The 19,075-nt window shown below is 42.0% G+C and carries 17 protein-coding genes, 2 tRNA genes and 2 rRNA genes; 12 read left to right on the top strand and 9 right to left on the bottom strand.

Features of this window, described 5'->3' with window-relative positions:
* The 5 genes from NTV63_05490 to NTV63_05470 all read right to left on the bottom strand — a co-directional run.
* Nucleotides 1-874 (bottom strand): 23S ribosomal RNA (locus tag NTV63_05490); the annotation flags it as partial.
* Between the two features lie 114 nt (nt 875-988).
* Nucleotides 989-1,163, bottom strand: a tRNA-Ala gene (locus tag NTV63_05485).
* 51 nt (nt 1,164-1,214) lie between these two features.
* Nucleotides 1,215-2,783: ribosomal RNA gene (locus tag NTV63_05480) — 16S ribosomal RNA — on the bottom strand.
* A gap of 556 nt (nt 2,784-3,339) precedes the next feature.
* Nucleotides 3,340-4,323, bottom strand: coding sequence for a DegV family protein (locus NTV63_05475; protein ID MCX6710369.1), 984 nt, complete (start codon nt 4,321-4,323; stop codon nt 3,340-3,342).
* A 17-nt stretch (nt 4,324-4,340) separates the two neighbouring features.
* On the bottom strand, nt 4,341-4,865 hold the full coding sequence (locus tag NTV63_05470) for a hypothetical protein (protein ID MCX6710368.1): 525 nt from the start codon (nt 4,863-4,865) through the stop codon (nt 4,341-4,343).
* Between the two features lie 289 nt (nt 4,866-5,154).
* Here NTV63_05470 and NTV63_05465 point away from each other — a divergent pair, with 289 nt between their 5' ends.
* The 4 genes from NTV63_05465 to NTV63_05450 all read left to right on the top strand — a co-directional run bounded on the left by NTV63_05465 (nt 5,155) and on the right by NTV63_05450 (nt 7,647).
* The gene (locus NTV63_05465) at nt 5,155-5,691 is read left to right on the top strand and encodes a hypothetical protein (GenBank protein MCX6710367.1); all 537 of its coding nucleotides are present in this window, start codon (nt 5,155-5,157) and stop codon (nt 5,689-5,691) included.
* A 74-nt stretch (nt 5,692-5,765) separates the two neighbouring features.
* Nucleotides 5,766-5,981, top strand: coding sequence for a hypothetical protein (locus NTV63_05460; protein MCX6710366.1), 216 nt, complete (start codon nt 5,766-5,768; stop codon nt 5,979-5,981).
* Complete coding sequence (locus NTV63_05455; protein MCX6710365.1) at nt 5,978-6,505, top strand: hypothetical protein; 528 nt, start codon at nt 5,978-5,980, stop codon at nt 6,503-6,505. The genes NTV63_05460 and NTV63_05455 overlap by 4 nt, the downstream gene beginning before the upstream one ends.
* Before the next feature lie 80 nt (nt 6,506-6,585).
* Nucleotides 6,586-7,647: a mechanosensitive ion channel family protein gene (locus NTV63_05450; protein ID MCX6710364.1), complete on the top strand. Its 1,062-nt coding sequence runs from the start codon at nt 6,586-6,588 to the stop codon at nt 7,645-7,647.
* Nucleotides 7,648-7,660: 13 nt separating this feature from the next.
* Here NTV63_05450 and NTV63_05445 read toward each other — a convergent pair whose 3' ends face one another.
* Nucleotides 7,661-7,948: a hypothetical protein gene (locus tag NTV63_05445; GenBank protein MCX6710363.1), complete on the bottom strand. Its 288-nt coding sequence runs from the start codon at nt 7,946-7,948 to the stop codon at nt 7,661-7,663.
* A gap of 142 nt (nt 7,949-8,090) precedes the next feature.
* On the opposite strand from NTV63_05445, the gene NTV63_05440 reads away from it, so the two are divergent.
* The gene (locus NTV63_05440; GenBank protein MCX6710362.1) at nt 8,091-8,927 is read left to right on the top strand and encodes a nucleotidyltransferase family protein; all 837 of its coding nucleotides are present in this window, start codon (nt 8,091-8,093) and stop codon (nt 8,925-8,927) included.
* Nucleotides 8,928-8,946: 19 nt separating this feature from the next.
* Entirely contained in the window at nt 8,947-10,365 is a 1,419-nt protein-coding gene (locus tag NTV63_05435) for a phosphomannomutase/phosphoglucomutase (GenBank protein MCX6710361.1), read from the top strand.
* Here the strand turns inward: NTV63_05435 and NTV63_05430 are convergent.
* Nucleotides 10,362-11,999, bottom strand: a complete 1,638-nt coding sequence (locus NTV63_05430; protein ID MCX6710360.1) for a putative Ig domain-containing protein — start codon at nt 11,997-11,999, stop codon at nt 10,362-10,364. The genes NTV63_05435 and NTV63_05430 overlap by 4 nt on opposite strands.
* Before the next feature lie 365 nt (nt 12,000-12,364).
* Here NTV63_05430 and gyrB point away from each other — a divergent pair, with 365 nt between their 5' ends.
* From gyrB to NTV63_05405, 5 genes are all read left to right on the top strand, one after another.
* On the top strand, nt 12,365-14,308 hold the full coding sequence (gyrB, locus tag NTV63_05425) for a DNA topoisomerase (ATP-hydrolyzing) subunit B (protein MCX6710359.1): 1,944 nt from the start codon (nt 12,365-12,367) through the stop codon (nt 14,306-14,308).
* A 165-nt stretch (nt 14,309-14,473) separates the two neighbouring features.
* Nucleotides 14,474-15,109, top strand: a complete 636-nt coding sequence (locus tag NTV63_05420; protein ID MCX6710358.1) for a signal peptidase I — start codon at nt 14,474-14,476, stop codon at nt 15,107-15,109.
* 6 nt (nt 15,110-15,115) lie between these two features.
* A complete protein-coding gene (locus NTV63_05415; GenBank protein MCX6710357.1) occupies nt 15,116-15,325 on the top strand; it encodes a hypothetical protein in 210 nt (69 codons plus the stop codon).
* A gap of 54 nt (nt 15,326-15,379) precedes the next feature.
* A complete protein-coding gene (locus NTV63_05410) occupies nt 15,380-15,604 on the top strand; it encodes a hypothetical protein (protein MCX6710356.1) in 225 nt (74 codons plus the stop codon).
* Nucleotides 15,605-15,606: 2 nt separating this feature from the next.
* The gene (locus tag NTV63_05405) at nt 15,607-15,873 is read left to right on the top strand and encodes a DUF167 family protein (protein ID MCX6710355.1); all 267 of its coding nucleotides are present in this window, start codon (nt 15,607-15,609) and stop codon (nt 15,871-15,873) included.
* Nucleotides 15,874-15,971: 98 nt separating this feature from the next.
* Here the strand turns inward: NTV63_05405 and NTV63_05400 are convergent, their stop codons facing one another.
* Nucleotides 15,972-18,290, bottom strand: coding sequence for a hypothetical protein (locus tag NTV63_05400; protein MCX6710354.1), 2,319 nt, complete (start codon nt 18,288-18,290; stop codon nt 15,972-15,974).
* A 163-nt stretch (nt 18,291-18,453) separates the two neighbouring features.
* On the opposite strand from NTV63_05400, the gene NTV63_05395 reads away from it, so the two are divergent.
* Nucleotides 18,454-18,526, top strand: a tRNA-His gene (locus NTV63_05395).
* A 157-nt stretch (nt 18,527-18,683) separates the two neighbouring features.
* Here the strand turns inward: NTV63_05395 and NTV63_05390 are convergent.
* Nucleotides 18,684-19,075 (bottom strand): hypothetical protein (locus NTV63_05390; GenBank protein ID MCX6710353.1); only part of this gene is annotated, 392 nt, incomplete at its 5' end.

Below are 19,075 nucleotides of genomic sequence, written 5' to 3'. Positions count from 1 at the left end.
TCGGCAGGAACCAGCTATCACCGGGTTCGATGGGCTTTTCACCCCTATACCAAAGTTACAAGAACACTTGTACGTAGTACCTCTTCGGGCCTCCACGCGGTTTTATCCGCGCTTCACCCTACCCTGGCATAGATCACCCGGTTTCGGGTCACATTCAAGTGACTCCCGGCACTTTCATACCGGTCCCCTCGCCCTTGCGGGTTGCGGGAAACTTGCTTTCGCTTCGGCTACCTTCATCAGTTAACCTCGCCACTCAAATGTACTCCCTGGCTCGTTATTCAAAACGAACGCTAGAACACCGTAATGCCCTAGCACACTATTACTACTAGATTTCAGGCTCTTTGAACTCCCTATCATGGGTTCTTTTCAACTTTCCCTCGCGGTACTTATTCTCTATCGGTCTTAAAACGTGTTTAGGGTTGGAAGTTGATGCCTCCCAAATTCCCACCTAAAATTCGATAGGCGGTACTCAAGAACTCGCCAATTTCTCCTCTCAGTTTTCCCTACGGGGCTGTCACCCTCTGTGGCCTTACTTCCCAGTAAAGTTTGAGTGGCCAAGAGAAGAAATATGCAGGCGGTCTTATAACACCACATCTTTCGCGCCTTGCGGCGTGAAATTCAGTTTGCCCTGTGCGGTTTTCACTCGCTGTTAATCACCGCATCTCAATTGATTTCTTTTCCTGCAGGTAATAAAATGTTTTAGTTCCCTGCGTTCCCTATCCTTTCGGATCATCCCTTGCGGGATAAGAATCTCATTCGGAAATCTCTGGTTCAATGCCTACGTGCAGCTCGCCAGAGCATATTGCTGCTTGTCGCATCCTTCATCGGCGTTTTAAGCCAAGTCATTCGTCTAGTAGCTTCTGTACCTACCTTATGCATGGTCTCATTAACATCAACCTTTGGCTAAACATCAGGTTTTGATGCTCAGCTGCACTCAATTTTGTGAGCATAAATTATGTTTTGTCTTCGATATTTGTGAAAAAATGAATGGACCCGTCGGGACTTTCATAGCCATTTGCGATTCTTGAGCCAGCCTGATTTTTTGGTTCAGGCCAACACTTTCCTTGCACAAAAGGCTGATTTGAACCCGAGGCCCCCGCCGTTCTTAGATTCCTCTTCGGAACATGCAAGGGTGGTGCTCTACCAGACTGAGCTACAGGCCCATTTATGATTATAAAAAATGGATATGGAAAAAAAATTTAAAAAAAAATAAAAGGAGGTGATCCAGCCGCAGGTTCCCCTACGGCTACCTTGTGACGACTTAACCCTTCTTACAAAGCCCAGATTCGAAATAATTAATTATTAATTCTCGTCTAGACTCTGCTCGAGTGGTTTGACGGGCGGTGAGTGCAAGGAACAGGGACATATTCACCAGAGTGTGATAAACTCTGATTACTAGGGATTCCGACGTCATGAGGGCGAGTTACAGCCCTCAATCTGGACATGATTGGGTTTCGAGGTTTAGCTCCTCCTTTCGGAGTTGCATCCCATTGTCCCAACCGTTGTTGCGCGCGTGTAGCCCAGGGCATCCGGGGCATACAGACCTACCATAGCCTGCACCTTCCTCTCAGTTTCCCGAGCAGTCCTCATAATGTGCTCGATCACAAAAGTTCGTTAGCAATTATGAGTGCAGGTCTTGCTCGTTGCCTGACTTGACAGGACATCTTACGACACGAGCTGACGACGGCCATGCACCACCTCTCGGCTTGTCAGGTAAAGTCATTAGCTTGACCTTCATTCTACCGTCGGCCCTGGTGAGATTCCCGGCGTTGAATTCAATTGAACCGCACACCGCACCCCTTGTAGTATTCCCCCGCCTATTCCTTTAAGTTTCAGTCTTGCGACCGTACTTCCCAGGCGGCGAGCTTAACGCCTTCACTACGACACTGCGCATTCACGAAGAATGCGCAACACCTAGCTCGCAGGGTTTACAGCTAGGACTACTCGGGTAATTAGTCGAAAATCAACATGCTATGAATTGCTCTCCGTCATTGCAGTAGTTGTAATGCAGTCGCAATGATTTTTTGAGTAATTCCGAAAATCGAAGATTTTCGATATCTAATCCGGATTGCTCCCCTAGCTTTCGTTCCTCACCGTCAGACCTGTTCTGGTGAAACGCCTTTGCCACAGGTGGTCCTCTGTAGATTATAGCATTTTACCGCTCCCTACAGAATACCTTTCACTCCTCCCAGTCTCAAGCTCAGCAGTGTTTTCTGCACGCCGTTAAGTTAAGCCCAACGATTTCACAGAAAATTTACTAAGCCGGCTACGAACGCTTTAGGCCCAATAACCGCGATTACTACTCGTGGCGCCGGTGTTACCGCGGCGGCTGGCACCGGTCTTGCCCACCACTTATTCGCCAAGATTCTTGCTCTTGGCAAAAGCTTGCACATAGTGCAAGCACTAAGAGTTGCCTTATCGCACTTTCGTGCAGTGTAAAGGTTGCGCGCCTGCTGCACTCCGTGGAGCTAGGGCCAGTATCTCAGTGCCCTTCTCGGGGCGACCTCTTCCAAGGCCCCTACCGATCTCAGGTTTGGTGGTCCGTTACACCACCAACTGCCTAATCGGCCGCCGACTCATCCTTAGGCGTTTCCTTTCAGGAAAAACTCATTCCAGAAATTATTCCCTATCCGGGTTTAGCCTCAGTTTCCCGAGGTTATCCCAAACCTAAGGGCAGATTATCGACGTGTTACTGAGCAGTTCGCCAGTGTCTTGCGACCCTTGGACTTGCATGGCTAATTCCAACTCTTATAGCAGCAATCTCCCGCAGGATCAACGGGATTTGTATTTAACGATAATTGCGGTTTATTAGAACTTAAAGGAATAGACGACACCTTATTTCAAGGTTAGATCTATCTCTTCCATATCCATCTTTGCACTTGATAAAGATATCAAGCACACATTTTTCAAATGTTTATCTGATTTAAAAAATCAGAATCGGAGATGAATTGCAGCTGAACTGATTATCAGTTGCACACTCAGGAGTAAAGGCACTTATATTTAAAGCTTTCGTTTAACAATGGGGTTGTTTCAAGGGCGGGTGGGGCTTTTTCTGCACAAGTGCTTTATTTATAAGCGGAATGGCTTATTTTTCATTGAGGCAAAATCCCCCAAAAGCAGGAATTTTCAGGATTTTCAATATTCGTCACTGTCCGATGAAATAGTATAAAAACCTTAGGAAAATCCTATTGAAAAATCATGCTCATAGGTTTTTTAATAGTCAATAGTTGGCTCCGCGGACTGGACGATGTTAGAACCTTTCTCTAAGAAAATCATGAAAGGGCATTGAGTAATTTATACCTCAAAGCCCTGAATGGTTCTTACTTTCTCTTTTCTTTCTTACTTCAATAAATAGCTAATCCCCACTAAGCCGGGTCCAGAATGAGTACCGATAACTGTTCCAGTTTGAACAATCGGGATTTCCGTATTATGGTAGACCTCTTTTAGTTGAGCAGCTAATTCCTTGGCTTCACCTTCAGCGGCAGCATGAAGAACACCAATTCTTACTATCTCTCCTTCTTGTTGAACTTCTCGAACTATTTCAATCAGCCTAGCAATAGCCCTTTTTTTGGTACGAAGCTTTTCCACAGGTATAACCTCACCATTTTGTATTTTTATGATGGGTTTCACCTGAAGAATAGAACCTAACAAACTTGAAGCAGCGCCGATTCGTCCGCCTTTCGCCAAATAATGAAGGGTATCCAGCACACCATAAAGCCTAGTTTTCGGGATAAAATTGTTTATCTCCTCTTCAATGTCGTCAATGCTTTCTCCGGCCCTTGCCATTTCAGCTGCTTCCATTGCTAGAAAACCCAGACTAAGAGAAAGAGTTTGAGAATCAATAACTCTGATGTCGAAACTATCCGGGAATTCTTTTTTTGCGATCATTGCTGAATTAAACGTCCCACTCAACTTGCTTGAAGCATGAAGAGAAATGATTTTTTCAGTTTCCTTCCCGATTTCTTTATAGGCTGTCAAAAAATCGGTGGGAGTAGGCTGGCTAGTCATCGGCAACACCTTACTCTTTTTCAGTTTGACGAAGAACTCATCGCTACTTAAATTTATCCTATCGAGATATTCTTCCTCGCCAAACCTCACATAAAGTGGCACTACCTTAATTCCTAACTTCTCCGCCATTCCTGGGGGGAAATCGGCAGTACTATCCGTAACCACAGCTACTTTTTGCTGTAACATTTGCCCGGCTTTTTCATACTCTGCAGGAATTTTCATTTCTGTAATCAGCTTAGACACTAACGCAGCTCTGCTTTCATCTGAACATGATTCTGCAAGTAATTTTTCTAAATTTGGTGTTGAGTTTTCCATTTTTATTCCTCCATTTATTATACTCTGTATGAAACCATTCGCTCAAGGTCTTTTATGTTATAAGTAAAGCCCCACACGAGGTCAGTTAGTTTTTCGCTCGGAACAATTATCGCGCGCTCAACTCTTTTCGGGGCATAGTCGCTGTATCCGTTTCTCAGGAATTCGCGCAGAGCCGCCGGCTCTTTTATTATGCTCTCTACCTCATTGAGCCTTCCCTCTCTCTCAATAACAGCGTATGCGAGCGATCTTGGGGAAAATTCATTGATTATTGAATCAAGGAACTCTTCAGAAGTATAGATGGACGACTCCATCTTGTAAGGCGCTGAATCCATGCTGAGAAGATTTGAATCCCGTATTGATTCTGCATATGACTCTGCATTTGTTCCTATGAATCTCCCTTTATTCTCAATTAATTCGCAGATTGCATATAATGCATAAGTGCTCTCATTTGTAGAAAAAGAAAGCTCACGAATCAGGGACTCGCTATTAAGCCCGCTTTTCATCTTCTCAACTTTCACATTTGGAAACTCTTTGATTTCCATTTTTTCACTCCCACAATCTGATTCTCATATTGGTTGTTAATGGGATTATAAACTTTTTGTTATTGAAACCATTTTTGAATAGCAAATAAATTAAATGTGTTAAGAAAATAAAAAACCAGATTTCAGATAATTGCAGCGATGATTCCATAAGTAGAGATGAAGGAAAGTCATTCCTGAAAAATCCATTTTCTTCGCTTAAAAGAATCTTTGAAATTATAGAAAGTTTTATAAACAAATCTTTTTATAATATGTCCTGTCAAATATTCAGTTAAAATAAAGAGGTGTTTTAATGAAGAGCTTTAATAAAAAAGGCGCTTTAGAAGTTTCTATCAATGCAATAATCATTCTAATATTCGCCATTGCAATCCTTGCTTTGGGGCTTACATTCATGAGGAACATGTTTCGGGGCGCAACAAAGCAGTTCGGCGAAGTCAGCGCTCAGGTTAAAACAGACCTGATTGAGAACCTTAAGTCAAGCAGTGATAAGATTGCAATCCAGCCAATCAGTATTGATGTGGACACCACAACAAAAACAGGAGAGGTGTATTACGGAATAAGGAACATCAATGATGTTGAAATTGATTTTTACATCCCACAACCAAACTGCGTTTCAATAGATGATCCAACAGATATAAGAGTACCTTCTGTTGCAACTTATACTCGTCTAACCGTCAAAGAGGGAGAAAGCGATGTCCAGCCTGCTAAAATAACAATTACGAGCACCACTGCACGAACCTCCTTCAAATGCACAATCAGAGTATTTGATGGTGAAGGGGGCCAACTATATTCAGAGAAGTCTTTCTTTGTCAATGTGGTTGAAAAGTGATTTTTTTAATTTAATCTAATTTATCCTTTGCTTTTATTTTTTTTATCCAATAAAAAATGGGAGCGTTAACTAAAATGAAAAAACAGCTTAACTGGCATGAGGAATTTGAGATAACAAAGCTTATTCTTGACAAGTTTCTCTGGATAGGCTTTGCAATGATGCTTTTCGGGCTTTACAATGTTCTTTTGGGCTCAAGCACCCTCGGATTTTATTCAATGGCTGTGGGCGCAACTGTGCTCATCATCTTCCTTGTGGTAATCCTGAAAATCTACGAACCGCCAAAAAAGTGAGAGAGATGATTTCAGGGAAAAAGGGGATTGAGCTTTCTGTAAACTTTATTGTGACTCTTGTTCTTGCGATAGTTGTTTTCGGCTTCGGGCTTTACATGGCCAGGACGCTTTTTTCCGGCTCTGACAATTTTCTCAAGATGAAGAGCCAGAGCTTTGAGAGCCAGCTTGAGGCAATCTCATGCGACGGCACAGAGTTCGTGTGCGTTGGCTCAATCCAGAAGAAGGTAAAGCAGGGCGGGATTGCTGTCTTCACATTAAGCATCCTCAATGAGAACAAGCCAAAGGAATTCAATGTCTATGTGGAGCCTGTTTCCTCTGAAGGGAAAATCCAGTATTTCAAAAACAGCACATATTCCCTCGGAATAGGGGAGACAGTCAAGGTTCCGATTGCGATTCACCCTTTGAAGGGTTCAGTGCTTGGAACTCATGCATTTAAGGTTACAGTCAACTGCACGAACTGCCTCTATGACGGCAATGAAATAGGCTATGGAAGCCCGATTTTAATATATCCTGTTGTTATTTGATTCATTTTTTAGAAAATCTAATAAATAAGTTCTTAATTCCTTATTCAAAGAGTTAAAAAAAGAGCAGGTGCTTGAAATTGGTGAATCTTACAAATTTTTTCAATGAAAATTTTATTATCACATACGCTAAATACATAAAAGGCGTTCTTTTCTTCCTTATTTTCATAAGCGTCAGCTGGATTGCAATTACAATCCTGAAAAGGATACTTGGGAGGCATGTTTTCCGCCCTAATTCTGAGCATCTTAAGAGAATGGGGACATTCCTTCTTTTGGGAATGCTGCTCTATGCAACAAAGATTGCTCTCCTGTCAATATTCCCCGAGAGGAAGATTCTTCTGGGAGTTGAATCGCTTGCAATATTCCTGCTTTCAATTGGCGTAGTCAACATGATTGACGGGCTTATCTCCAGGATGACAAGGAATGTGAAGATTGCTGATTTCCGCGAATCAACAATAGTCCTTTCAAAAAGGATCAGCGAGATTATTGTCTGGTTCATATGCTTCACTCTAATTCTCAAAATTTGGGGTATTGAGATAGGGCCGTTGCTTGCAGGGTTTGGAATAGCAGGAATAACTATGGGGCTTGCCCTCCAGACAACCCTGACAGACCTCTTCAGCGGGCTTGCAATGACTCTGGACAGGACTTTCAGGATTGGAAATGTCGTCCAGATAGGAGATGTTTTCGGCGAGGTTTATGAAATAACCTTTAGGTCAGTCAAGATAAAGACATATGCGAATGAAATTGTCGCAATCTCAAATTCAAAGGCAGCCTCAAACAATGTTATAAACTACTCAAAGCTAAAGCCGAGAAGAGTAACAATCCTTATGAGGATTGCCTACGGCTCTGATGTTAATAAAATGAAGAAGGTGTGCCTTGAAACAGTAAGGAAAGTTGCTGAGGAGCTAAAGCGCGAGAACAAGAGCCAGGATGTAATCCTTAATGAGCCATCTCCCGCAGTATTTCTCACTGATTTATCAGATTACAGCCTGAACTTCAAGGTTTTCGCATGGGTGAATGAGCAGTCATTTGTTTTTGAAAATGAGGAGAAGCTTAAGACAGCATTGTACAACGCAGTTAATTCTGCTGAGGGGATAAGCTTTGCCCTTCCAACCCAGATTATCAGGATGAAGGAGAAAATTTAGAGATATTTTTTTTTTATTCTCCGTAATTTCTTAATGCACTGTATGAGGCTTCTCCCTCAAGCCAGTAGTCAAGATATGAAAACATGTGCAAAAGCGTCAGACTAAGCCTCTTTTTCGGCTCTGCATTGACTATCTCTTCAATGCTTGTGCTGCTCTCAGGGTTCGGGCTTCCGCAGATTATCCTCTCAACCTTTTCCCTTGTAAGATAGCACCCGATTTCCTTATCTGGCTGGGTTCTAAGCCATTTCAGATGGGAAAGCTCATTGTTGAATTCCCTGAACCCGAAAATCTCATACTCCATTTCTCCACCTCTTCAGATAATGTGATTTAATCATATCTTATATGATATTATTTATAAATTTTTTCTTTGTAATACCTTATCATACAAATCGCAACTTTTAAATAATCCGCAGGTTTAAAGATGATAAAAAGAGGGTGGTTGCATGAAAGAAAGGGTTACTTTTACCATTGATTCTGAAATTCTTAAGCAGATTGACTCAACTATTGATGGAAGCATGATAAAGAACAGGAGCCACGCTGCTGAGATTCTAATAGCGAAGGCACTTGGCAATAACGCGCCAAAGACTGCGGTTATCCTTGCCGGAGGGAAGGGAAAGCGCTTCGGGCCGATAACATCTGAGATTCCCAAACCCATGATTCCACTGCATGACAAGCCCCTTCTCTATCATGCAATATGCCTTTTCAGGAAATTCGGAATAAAGAACATAATAATATCCGTGGGCTACAAGGCCGATAAAATAAAGGAATTTTTTGGGAACGGCAGGAATTTCGGGGTTAGCATAACCTATGTTGAGGAGAGCGAGCCATTGGGGACAGCAGGCGCGCTAAGGCTTGCCACTCCTTACATTGAGGGCAGCTTTATTGTATGCAATGCAGACGACTTAATGGACATAAACCTTGCTGAGATGTACAGCTTTCACAAGAGCCACAGCAGCATTGCAACAATTGCACTGACAACAATAGACGACCCAAGCAATTACGGCGTTGCATTGATGAACGGCGACAAGATTACTGCTTTTGTTGAGAAGCCGAAAAGGGAGGATGCGCCTTCAAAGCTCATAAGCGCAGGGCTTTACATTCTTGAGCGCCCTGTGCTTGACATGATTCCAAAGGGATTTTCCATGCTTGAGAATGATGTCTTTCCAAAGCTTGCAGGAAGCAGCAGGCTTATAGGATACTCCTTTTCAGGGATGTGGATTGATGTTGGAACCCCTGAGCGCTATGAGCAGGCAATAAGGGAATGGAAGGACATTGAGTAATTTCTTTTCAGAGGATAAAATGAAAGGGCATTGCGAAGTTGACGAGAGCATCTTCAAGGCATATGACATCAGGGGGATTTATCCCATCCAGATTGACGAGAAAACCGCATGCCTTATTGGAAGGGCTTTTTCCTCATTTCTCAAATGCAGGAATGTCTGCATTGGAAGGGACTGCAGGCTAAGTTCAAAGCGCCTTTTTGATGCGCTTTCCAAAGGCATAACCGAGCAGGGTGCAGATGTGATTGACATTGGCGAAGTCAGCATAAACGAGCTTTATTTTGCAGTTTCGCACTTTAATTTTGATTCCGGGATTATGATAACTGCCTCGCATAACCCCAAGGAATACAACGGCTTCAAGCTTGTGCGCGAGAAATCCATTCCCATAAGCGAGGAAACAGGGCTTAGGGAAATCCTGAATCTTGCTGTTAATAACAACTTTAAAGAGCATAGTAAAGAGGGCTCTGTCTCAAAAAGGGATTTTCAGGAGGATTTCATAAAATATCTAATTGACTGCACTGACTACTATGATTTTTCAGAAATGAAAAATCTCCTGAAATCAAGGAATCTAAGAGTTTGCATGGATGCATCAAACGGGATGGCAGGCGCTGTTGCTAAAATCCTATTTTCCCGGCTGGGTATAGAGCTGATTCCGATAAATTTTGAGCCTGACGGATTGTTCCCAAATCATCCTGCTGACCCCCTTAAAGAAGAGAACAAGGCGCAGCTTATTGAGTCTGTCAGGGAAAACAAGGCAGATTTCGGGATAATCTGGGACGTGGATGCTGACAGATGCTTCTTTGTTGATGAAAAAGGAAATGGGATACCGGGCGATTTCATGACAGGGATTCTTGCAAAGGCAGTGCTTGAGAAAAAGCCAAATGCCGCAATCTTATACGACCTGAGGGCAAGCAGGTTTGTCAGGGAAATTATTGAGGAAAACCACGGGAAGGCAGTCATGTGCAGGGTTGGGCATTCATTCATAAAGAAATACATGCGCGAGCATAATTCTCCGTTTGCAGGCGAGCTGTCAGGGCATTACTATTACAAGGTTGAGGACAGCTATTTTGAAAACTCATACATTTCATGCCTTCAGGCAATATGGATTGTGCTTAAGGAGAATAAGAGCATGGGAAAAATCCTTTCTCCCTCGCACAAATACTTCATAAGCGGCGAGATAAACTTTGAGTCAGAGCACAAGGATAAAATCCTTTCTGAAGCTGAATCGCATTTTTCCCGCGAGAAAGGCGCTTCTGTTTCTCATCTTGACGGCTTGTCTATGGAATTCCCAAAATGGCGATTCAACATAAGGAAATCAAACACAGAGCCCCTTATACGCCTCAATCTTGAGGCAGATTCAGGAAAGATGCTTGCTGAAAAACTGAGAGAGATTGAGAAATTCATTTCTGAAGCAGATAAAATCCAAAGTGAAAAGAATTAAAGCTTATACCAGTACTTGTCCCTTCTCTTCTTTTTCCAGGCAGATGCTCCCCTGATTATTCCGAAAGCAAGAAGCGTCAGTATCAGTATTGCCCCTGCTGAAATAACAGGGCTTGATTTCACTTTTTCAGCTGCAACCCCTGTGCTTGAAATTGCGTTTCCGATTATTGCCCCAAGCCCTGCCCATGCATTAACAGAACCTTTCAATGAACCCTCTTTAGAGTTATTATCATTTGATTCTTCCTTAACTGCGTTTCCAGTAATTTCAGCCCTGTTGAAGAGGTTTCTTACAAATGAGAAAAATCCTCCTGCTGTTCCATTGCTTTCTTCGCTTTTTTGAATATTTGCGCCAGTCATACTCTCATTTTCAGCTGCTGTCTCGCAGCTCTCTATTGTCTCAGGCATATCCTTTTTTGCTCCGCACATATTCCTGTCCACGCATTCCCGTTTCATCACTCCTGTTGCATTGCATTCGCTCCATGGAGAGCAAATCCAGCTTTCATTGCATGAGATATTTAGGTTTATCTTTGCTGAATTTCCTGAGGCTCCTGAAGGAGCAATCCTCTGGCTTGGGGTTGCGACTATTATCGGGCAGCTCTTTCCTTCCGAGGGCTTTCCTGAGCTTGTTCCGCAGCTGTTTGCATCAGTGCATGTCCCCTCGCTGTAGCCGTTTATGCATGTGCTCCAGACACAGCTCCAGCTTGGGGTGCACTTGTTTGTAACTGTGATTGTTATTATTATCTGAGATGAGGCTGAGTTTCCGTCAGATGCGCTGAATGTAACTGAATAAGAGCCGCTTTGGGTGAGGTTCGGAGTCCAGGAAAATGTTCTTGTGGCGGAATTGAATTCTGCTCGTGAGGGAATGTTTGACGCTGAATATGTGATTGAATCGCCGTCAGGGTCAGACGCGGACACTGTGAATTCAAGCGTGCTTTCCTCTTCAACATTTCTGTTTCCAATTGCATCAATTGCTGGCGCCCTGTTGGTGTTTGATACATTTATTGCTATTGTTTCATTTGCAGAAAGCATTCCATCGCTGACAGAGAATGTTACATTGTAAGTTCCTGACTGGTTGAAAAGGGGAGTCCAGCTGAAAAATCCTGTTGATGAATTTATTGATGCACCCAATGGCGCTCCTGAAATTGAATATGTTAAGGTATCATCAGAATCAGGGTCTGTTGCATTTACATAAAATGTTATGCTCTTATTTTCATCAGTTGAGTTGTTTGATATTGGATTAAGAGAAGGAATCCTGTTTACATTTGAAACATTGATGAATATTGTTTCATTGTCTGAATAAGTTCCGTCAGATGCATTAAAGGACAGGGTGTAGTTTCCTGACTGGTTGAAAAGGGGAGTCCAATTGAAAAATCCTGTTGATGAATCTATTGATGCTCCCATCGGGCTTTCTGAACTGAATGAGTATGTTATTAAACTGTTTGTGCTGCTTGCTGCTGAAATGGTAAATGACAATGTCACATTTTCCGAAGCTTCCTTATTCCCTATTGGAGAAAGGGTAACATTTCCTGCTGTTTCGTTTCCTTCTCCTTTGATAAGTTTTATCTGTGAGAAAAGAAAAAAGAGAACAAAAAGAAGCATTGCGAATGATTTTCTGTTAAGCCGCTGCAAAACCAATCTATCACACCTCGGAAATTCCTTCTTTAAGCATTTTTTCATTTTTTGTATTTAAATCTTGTCATTATTTCCGAAATTTTTCTATTAAAATTTCGCCAATTTCAAGTGACTAAAATCTGATTTACCGGTTAGTTGAAAGGGATTTTCAGGGAATTTTTGCACCAGTTAAAACAGCCAAATTCTGCCTTTATGGGCGCTGTAGAGGCAAAGTAAAAGCGAAAGGTTTTTAAAGAAAGGGGGCTCTTTTTTACTGGAAAAAAGAGCTAAAACAGCAGGGATTTTCCGACGAGAAAATTCCTTCTTAGCACATTTAAAAAAAATTCATTTTCCAAATGGTGAGATTGATGTCTGAAGAAAAAAAAGAAATGACTGCAGTTAATCCTGAGCCTGAAAAGAATGTTGACAGGAACAGCTACAGGGCTGAAAACATCCAGGTGCTTGACGGGCTTGAGGGAGTCAGGAAAAGGCCTGCAATGTACATCGGAAACACAAGCGCCTCAGGGCTTCATCATCTTGTATATGAGGTTGTTGACAACAGCATTGATGAGGCGCTGACAGGATTCTGCAACAAAATCATTGTTATAATCCATCCCGAACATTCTGTAAGCGTAATTGACAACGGGAGGGGAATTCCCACTGACATCCTTCCCAAATACAGCAAATCCGCAATGGAGGTTGTCCTGACAAAGCTTCATGCAGGGGGCAAGTTTGACAGGAAAAGCTACAAGGTTTCAGGAGGGCTTCACGGTGTTGGAGTTTCTGTTGTAAACGCGCTTTCCATAAAGATGCATGCAACTGTGATGAGAGATGGAAAGACATTCTTCCAGGAATACTCCTGCGGAAAAGCGGTTTCTGAGATTAAGGAGATAGGCACTTCCAGCCAGACAGGAACCATAATAAGGTTCTGGCCTGACCCTGAAATCTTTGAGACAACTGATTTCAGCTTTGACATTTTAAGTTCAAGATTGAGGGAGCTTGCATTCCTAAGTAAGGGCGTTTCAATAACTCTTCGGGATGAGAGGGTTGAAAAGGAAAATGTTTTCTTTTATGAGGGCGGCATATCCTCTTTTGTTGAATACATTAACCAGAACAAGAAGCCGATTCATCCTATAATCTACCTTTTCAAGAAGGAAAATGATGTTGAGCTTGAGGTTGCGCTTCAGTACACTGAAGGCTATTCTGAGAACATCTTCAGCTTTGCAAACAGCATAAACACTACAGAGGGCGGCACCCATCTTATTGGGTTCAAGAGCGCTCTTACCAGAGCAATCAACAATTACATTGAGACTGCTAAAAACGGAACTAAAAAGAGCGTTGAGAAGCTTGAGGAGAACCTCTCAAGCGAGGATGTAAGGGAATGGTTAACCGCTGTTATAAGCGTTAAGGTTGCTGAACCCCAGTTTGAGGGGCAGACAAAGACAAAGCTCGGAAATTCAGTTGTCAAGGGCATAACTGAATCAATTGTGTTTGAGAGACTTTCAAGCTACCTTAATGAGAATCCTGCAATCGCAAAGATTGTTGTGGACAAGGCAATAAATGCAGCATATGCAAGGACAGCTGCAAAGCGCGCAAGGGAGCTCGCAAGAAGGAAGAGCGCGCTTTCCTCAAATTCCCTGCCGGGAAAGCTCGCTGACTGCTCAGAAACAGACCCTCAGAAGTGCGAAATCTACATTGTGGAGGGAGATTCTGCAGGGGGCTCTGCAAAGCAGGGCAGGAACAGGATTTTCCAAGCCATTCTCCCATTAAGGGGAAAAATCCTCAATGTTGAGAAGGCAAGGATCGATAAGATTGTGATAAGCAAGGAAATCACAAACATCATAACAGCCTTGGGTTGCGGAATAGGGACTGAGTTTGATGAAAAGAAATTAAGGTATCACAAGGTAATAATAATGACAGATGCTGATGTTGACGGAGCCCACATAAGGACTCTCCTCCTGACTTTCTTCTTCAGGCAGATGAGGCAGCTGATTGAAGGCGGCTATATCTGCATAGCCCAGCCCCCTCTTTACAGGGCTTCCAAGGGGAAGAGCGTTAAGTATCTCTACTCTGATGCTGAGCTTGAGGCACACCAGAAGGAAATGGGCGCTGATGAGCTTTCAATCCAGAGGTACAAGGGGCTTGGAGAGATGAATCCCCAGCAGCTCTGGGACACCACAATGGACCCTGAGAAGAGAAGCATGCTGAGGGTAACAATGGAGGATGCTGTTGAGGCTGACAAGATTTTCACAATTCTCATGGGAAGCGAGGTTGAGCCAAGAAAGGCGTTCATAGAGGCGCACGCAAAGGAAGTGAGCACTCTCGACATATAATCTCGGCATATCATCATTGGTTTTTTTATGCAATGAATATTCCATGAATTGTTTTTAAATTTTAATAGAATATTAAGCAGTGCAATTGGCATTCTTTTTCAAATTACCATTATAAACCATTAAAACCGATAGTTTTTTATTCTGCCCCAGTAATCAGCATTTCCCGTGTTAAGGATTAAAAAAGCATTTTCAGGAGTCTGGCATTTCATCTGGAATGACAACAGCGTCTGGAGCTGGATTGTCAACATAATTCTCGCATTTCTTCTCATAAAATTCATAGTTTATCCTGTAATCGGGTTTGCAATGGGGACATCCCACCCGATTGTTGCTGTAATCTCCGAGAGCATGGAGCATGAAGGCAATTTTGACTTGTGGTGGACTTCATCAGCATGCAATTTCAATTGCGCTCAGTCAGATGTTTACACCCACTACAACATCACAAAGGAGGAGTTCCTGAAATTCAGGATGCATAACGGATTCAACACAGGAGACATAATAATACTCCGGGGAATTAACCCCGAGAAAATAGAAAAGGGCATGATAATAGTTTTTGATGCAGATGGCGCTGAACCAATAATCCACAGAGTTGTGAACAAGTGGAGTGATGGCTCAATCTACCGCTTCACCACAAAAGGGGACCACAACCAGGTTTCTCTCATAAAGGAAACCGACATTCCTGAAGATAAGATAATCGGGGTTGCAGTGATTAGGGTTCCTTATCTTGGATACATCAAGATTTGGTTTGTGGATTACATTGTAAAGCCGGTTCTTTACATCTTCCGTTCAATCAGTAACAGGTGATAAAATATGTTTTGCCCAAAATGCGGCGCAATGATGAAAGTCAAGAAGCATGGAAGCAAGAAGATTCTTGCATGCTCATGCGGACACACAGACAGTTCTCCCGAGAACATGATAATAAAGGAGAAGACGAGAGTTTCCGAGGTTAATGTCAATGAGCCCGAGACAAAGTTCCTGAAATGCTCAAAGTGCAAGCACATCTGGAGAGATTACAGCTGAAAAACAAATATTAATAAATCGGGAAAATGTTGATTATGCTGTGAGGTGGTTTTTTTGAAAAATGAGAAAAATGCTGAGCAAAATGATGATTTCAGGAAATATGAAGGGAAAGAGATAGTATTCATTCCCAAGAAGTGCCCAAAATGCGGAGAGCTTCTCTCAGTAAGGGAGCTCGGGGTGTGGGGATATTACTGCAATGACTGCATGTTCTGGTGGGGAACATATGAGCCCTATCCAATTGTCAAGGACGCAAAAGTTTCTGCCAAGAAAAAGAAGTAGACATGGCAAAAGCAAGGATTTCAGAAAAGGCGCTTTCTATAATTTCTTTCTCATCTTCATTTGAAGTGCATGCAAGGCCTTCTTCAGGACGGCTTGAGTTTTCCTATGATGAAGACAAGAAAGCAGTGATTGCATTCCTGAAAGCTCCCCCTAAAGGAGGGAAAGCCAATTCAGAGCTCCTTAGGGCGCTTTCAAAGATTTCTGGAAAAAAGTTTGAGATTATATCAGGAGCATCTTCCCGCAACAAGATAATCAAGGCGGTAGCATAAGAAAAGGAATAAGTAGAAATAATAATTGGATAATAAATAATAATTATATAATAATTTAAGAATTATAAAATTAAAAAATAATATAATAATACTGGGATTTATTTTTTCTTTGCCGCCCTTCTCGCCTTTGGCTTTTCAGCTTCTTCCACAGTGAAGAAATTGAGAACTGCCCTTCCAAGAAATCTGAGGAATCTTCCAAGAAACCTGAAGAGCCTTCCCAATCTGTTCTTCTGGGAAAGGAAGATTATTGCTGTGAGCATTAAAATCCCGGCAATTATGTAACATTTGTATGCTATTACCGCGCTTTTCGCATATCTCAATATCTGCACTGCCTTATCTATGAAATCTGCAGCAGCCCCCTTAATCCAGTCCCATGCAGTTGTTGCCCAGAGCTTCACTGCATTTCCAGTTCTTCTGAAAAAGCCGCCTGCTGATTCAACCATCCATTTTCTTGCTGTTTCCCATATCCCGTTAAAGAATGCGCCAATCTTTCCTGCTGCAGCGCTGATTTTCAGCCCAATGCCCTCCGTGGCTTTTGTGGCATTTTGTGAAATTGAGGCATTTGAAACAGCAGATTCAGATGGCTTTTGCGAAGGTGCTGCTGTCTTGACAGGTGCAGAAACATTTGTTCCTGTTGCGTTTGATATCTCCTGCTTTGTAAGCCCTTCCTTTATCCTTTCAAATGCTGAAACTGAGAATTTCCCTATTTCCTTGTAGTTCAGGAACAAAAAAAGTCCAAGTCCAATGATAAGAGCAATGATGAATATTGCCCATGGAATCTTTTTCTCTTCCTGCCTTTTCTTCTTTTCCTTCTTTTTTTCAGCCATGCCCCGCTTCTCTTTAACTGATTCCTCAATTGTGAAGAAATCAGAAATCTTCTTTCCCAAAGATGAGAAAAATGCTGCGCCTTCCCCTTTCTCTTTTCTTTCTTTATGTGTTAATGCCTTCTTTTCAGGCTCATATAAGATTGACTCCTCTTCAGCCTTTTCAGTATCATCATTTTCAGCGAAAAACTCCCTGATTGCCTCTCCTGCGCGTGCAATGAAGTTCCTTTTTGGGGAGATGAACTTTTTTAATGAAACCTCGCTCTCTTTTCTTCCGGTCTTCTCATCAACAACAGCCTTCAGATCATAGAACCTGCCTTTGACAGCGCTTATTGCCGAGTAGAATTCGCTTTTAGTCATGTAATTGTCAAGCTTCCTTTCCCTTTCAAGCATGTCCATACTGAGGATTTCAAGCTTCCTTTCAACATCATCAACTTCGCTTATCTGCTCTTTAAGCCGTTCAATTTCCTGCTGGTTCCTCTTCAGCCTGACATCGCTCTTGTCAAATTCCATGTCAAAAATCTCTTTTGAGACAGTGCGGTTCCATATGTCTGAGAATGCCTTGTCATGCTTTTTTATTGAGAAGGCGATGTCATTTATCTCTGTTTCAAGCTCCCTTAACCTGTGGTATAGCTTTGAGCTTTTCTGGCTGAGCTCCCCGGCAGAAACTGAACTTTCCTCAATTATCGCAATCCTTCCATCAAGCTGCTTAATCCTGGAAAGCTCTTTTTTCAGGACATAAAGCTCCTCTATCTTCCTGTAATCAGATGAAAGCTCCTTTTCAATCAGTTCAAGCTCTGACTCAAAATCATCAGATGAAACCTTTTTTGCCCTAAGCTCTGATACAGAATTATATATGCTGTCAGTATATTCCTTAAGCACATCTATCCTTTCATCCCTTTTAATCATGCCCTTCTCAAAATCAGATTTGGGAAGCATGCTTTTTCCAAGCGAGGCAATTTTCTGCTCGCTTTTCCTTTCGCCTGCGGCGATTGAGTTAATCTGATTTCTCATCCTTTCAATATTTGAGATTTCACCCTTTGCCTCGCTTATCTTTGCGACAATCTCATCCATGTTTTCGTCAAACTCATTGAGCATTATCGCGCTTTTTTTCAGGGAGTCAAGCTGTTCTGAGATTTTCCTGATTTTTGAATTCAGCTTCTTGACGGTTTCAGAGCTTTCTTTGCTCTCGCGGGACGCCTTTTCAGCAGAATATAACCCCTTTGCCGCCTTTTCTTCAGTTTCCTCAACTTCTTCTTTTAAGGCGCTAAGTTCATCCATTGCCTTTTTTTCAGAATCAAGCCTTTCAGAGATTATTGAAATTTCCCTTGCAGATTTTTCCAGCTTCCTGATTTTTTCATCATATTTTTCAAGCTCCTTCTTTCCTGCAGAGCCCTCTCTCGCCTTTTCAATTGACTCTTTCAGCGCAATTATACTTTTCTCAAGCCCGCTGATTTCTTCATTATGCGTTTTATTAAGCACTTTTATGTCGCGCTTTACAGAAGAGAATGAGTTTCTAAGATTCTTGTCCAGCTTTTCAAGATTCCCGCTGCTGTTGATTAATTTATCGCCGTCTTTATTGTATTCTTCCATCTACAACCCCCTTTCCCTCATAAACAATAATTGTATATAAAACTTTCTATTTTTTACCATTGCAGAATAGATAAGAAATTGATGCAATTGGGCGGGCGATACGGAGGGAGGGATATACAAAAGCTTTAAATATTAAGATAGGAAAATGAAACTTTAGCATATGGCGGTAATGGTGTAGCCTGGCAGCACAGAGGACTGTGGATCCTCTAGCCCGGATTCAAATTCCGGTTACCGCCCGTTTATTCTGATGAATGCTAAAAATCCGCTACAATTAATTAATGAAAAGAATAATTAAGGTAATGAACACTTAATATATAATGAACAATTTTGTCAAGGTCAATAAGGTCTTTTGAAATCATTGCAATCACCAATTAAAAACCGAAAGAATGATTATTACCTAAAGAATCTTCTTCTAACCTTTTTTGGGAAGAAATTTCCTTTCGTTTTATAAGGCTCGCCTATTTTTTCTAATGATTCAGTGTCAAGCAGCAGCATGTCAGGCCCGCCTTCCTCAAGGCTCTTGGTGTAGTCAATCGCCAGCAGATATTTTTTCATGCTTTTTTCATCGTTTTTATCAGCCATGAGCGCATATGCCACAGGATAAACTTCTCTGTTATATTTTGCTAATGTCCTATTTTCAAGTTCTTTTATTTTTTCTCGCTCAATCAAATGGATATTATCGGGATTGCCTTTTGCAATATCCTCTGCCACTGTATAGAGCGCATTAATGAAATAGAGACTATCATCAATAACTTTTTGAAATTCATTCATATTTCTTTTCTTCT

This window comes from Candidatus Woesearchaeota archaeon (genome assembly GCA_026394965.1).
Taxonomy (GTDB): domain Archaea; phylum Nanobdellota; class Nanobdellia; order Woesearchaeales; family 0-14-0-80-44-23; genus JAPLZQ01.
Note: the sequence above shows the minus strand (reverse complement) of the source record. Positions and strands in the feature narration are given on the sequence as shown.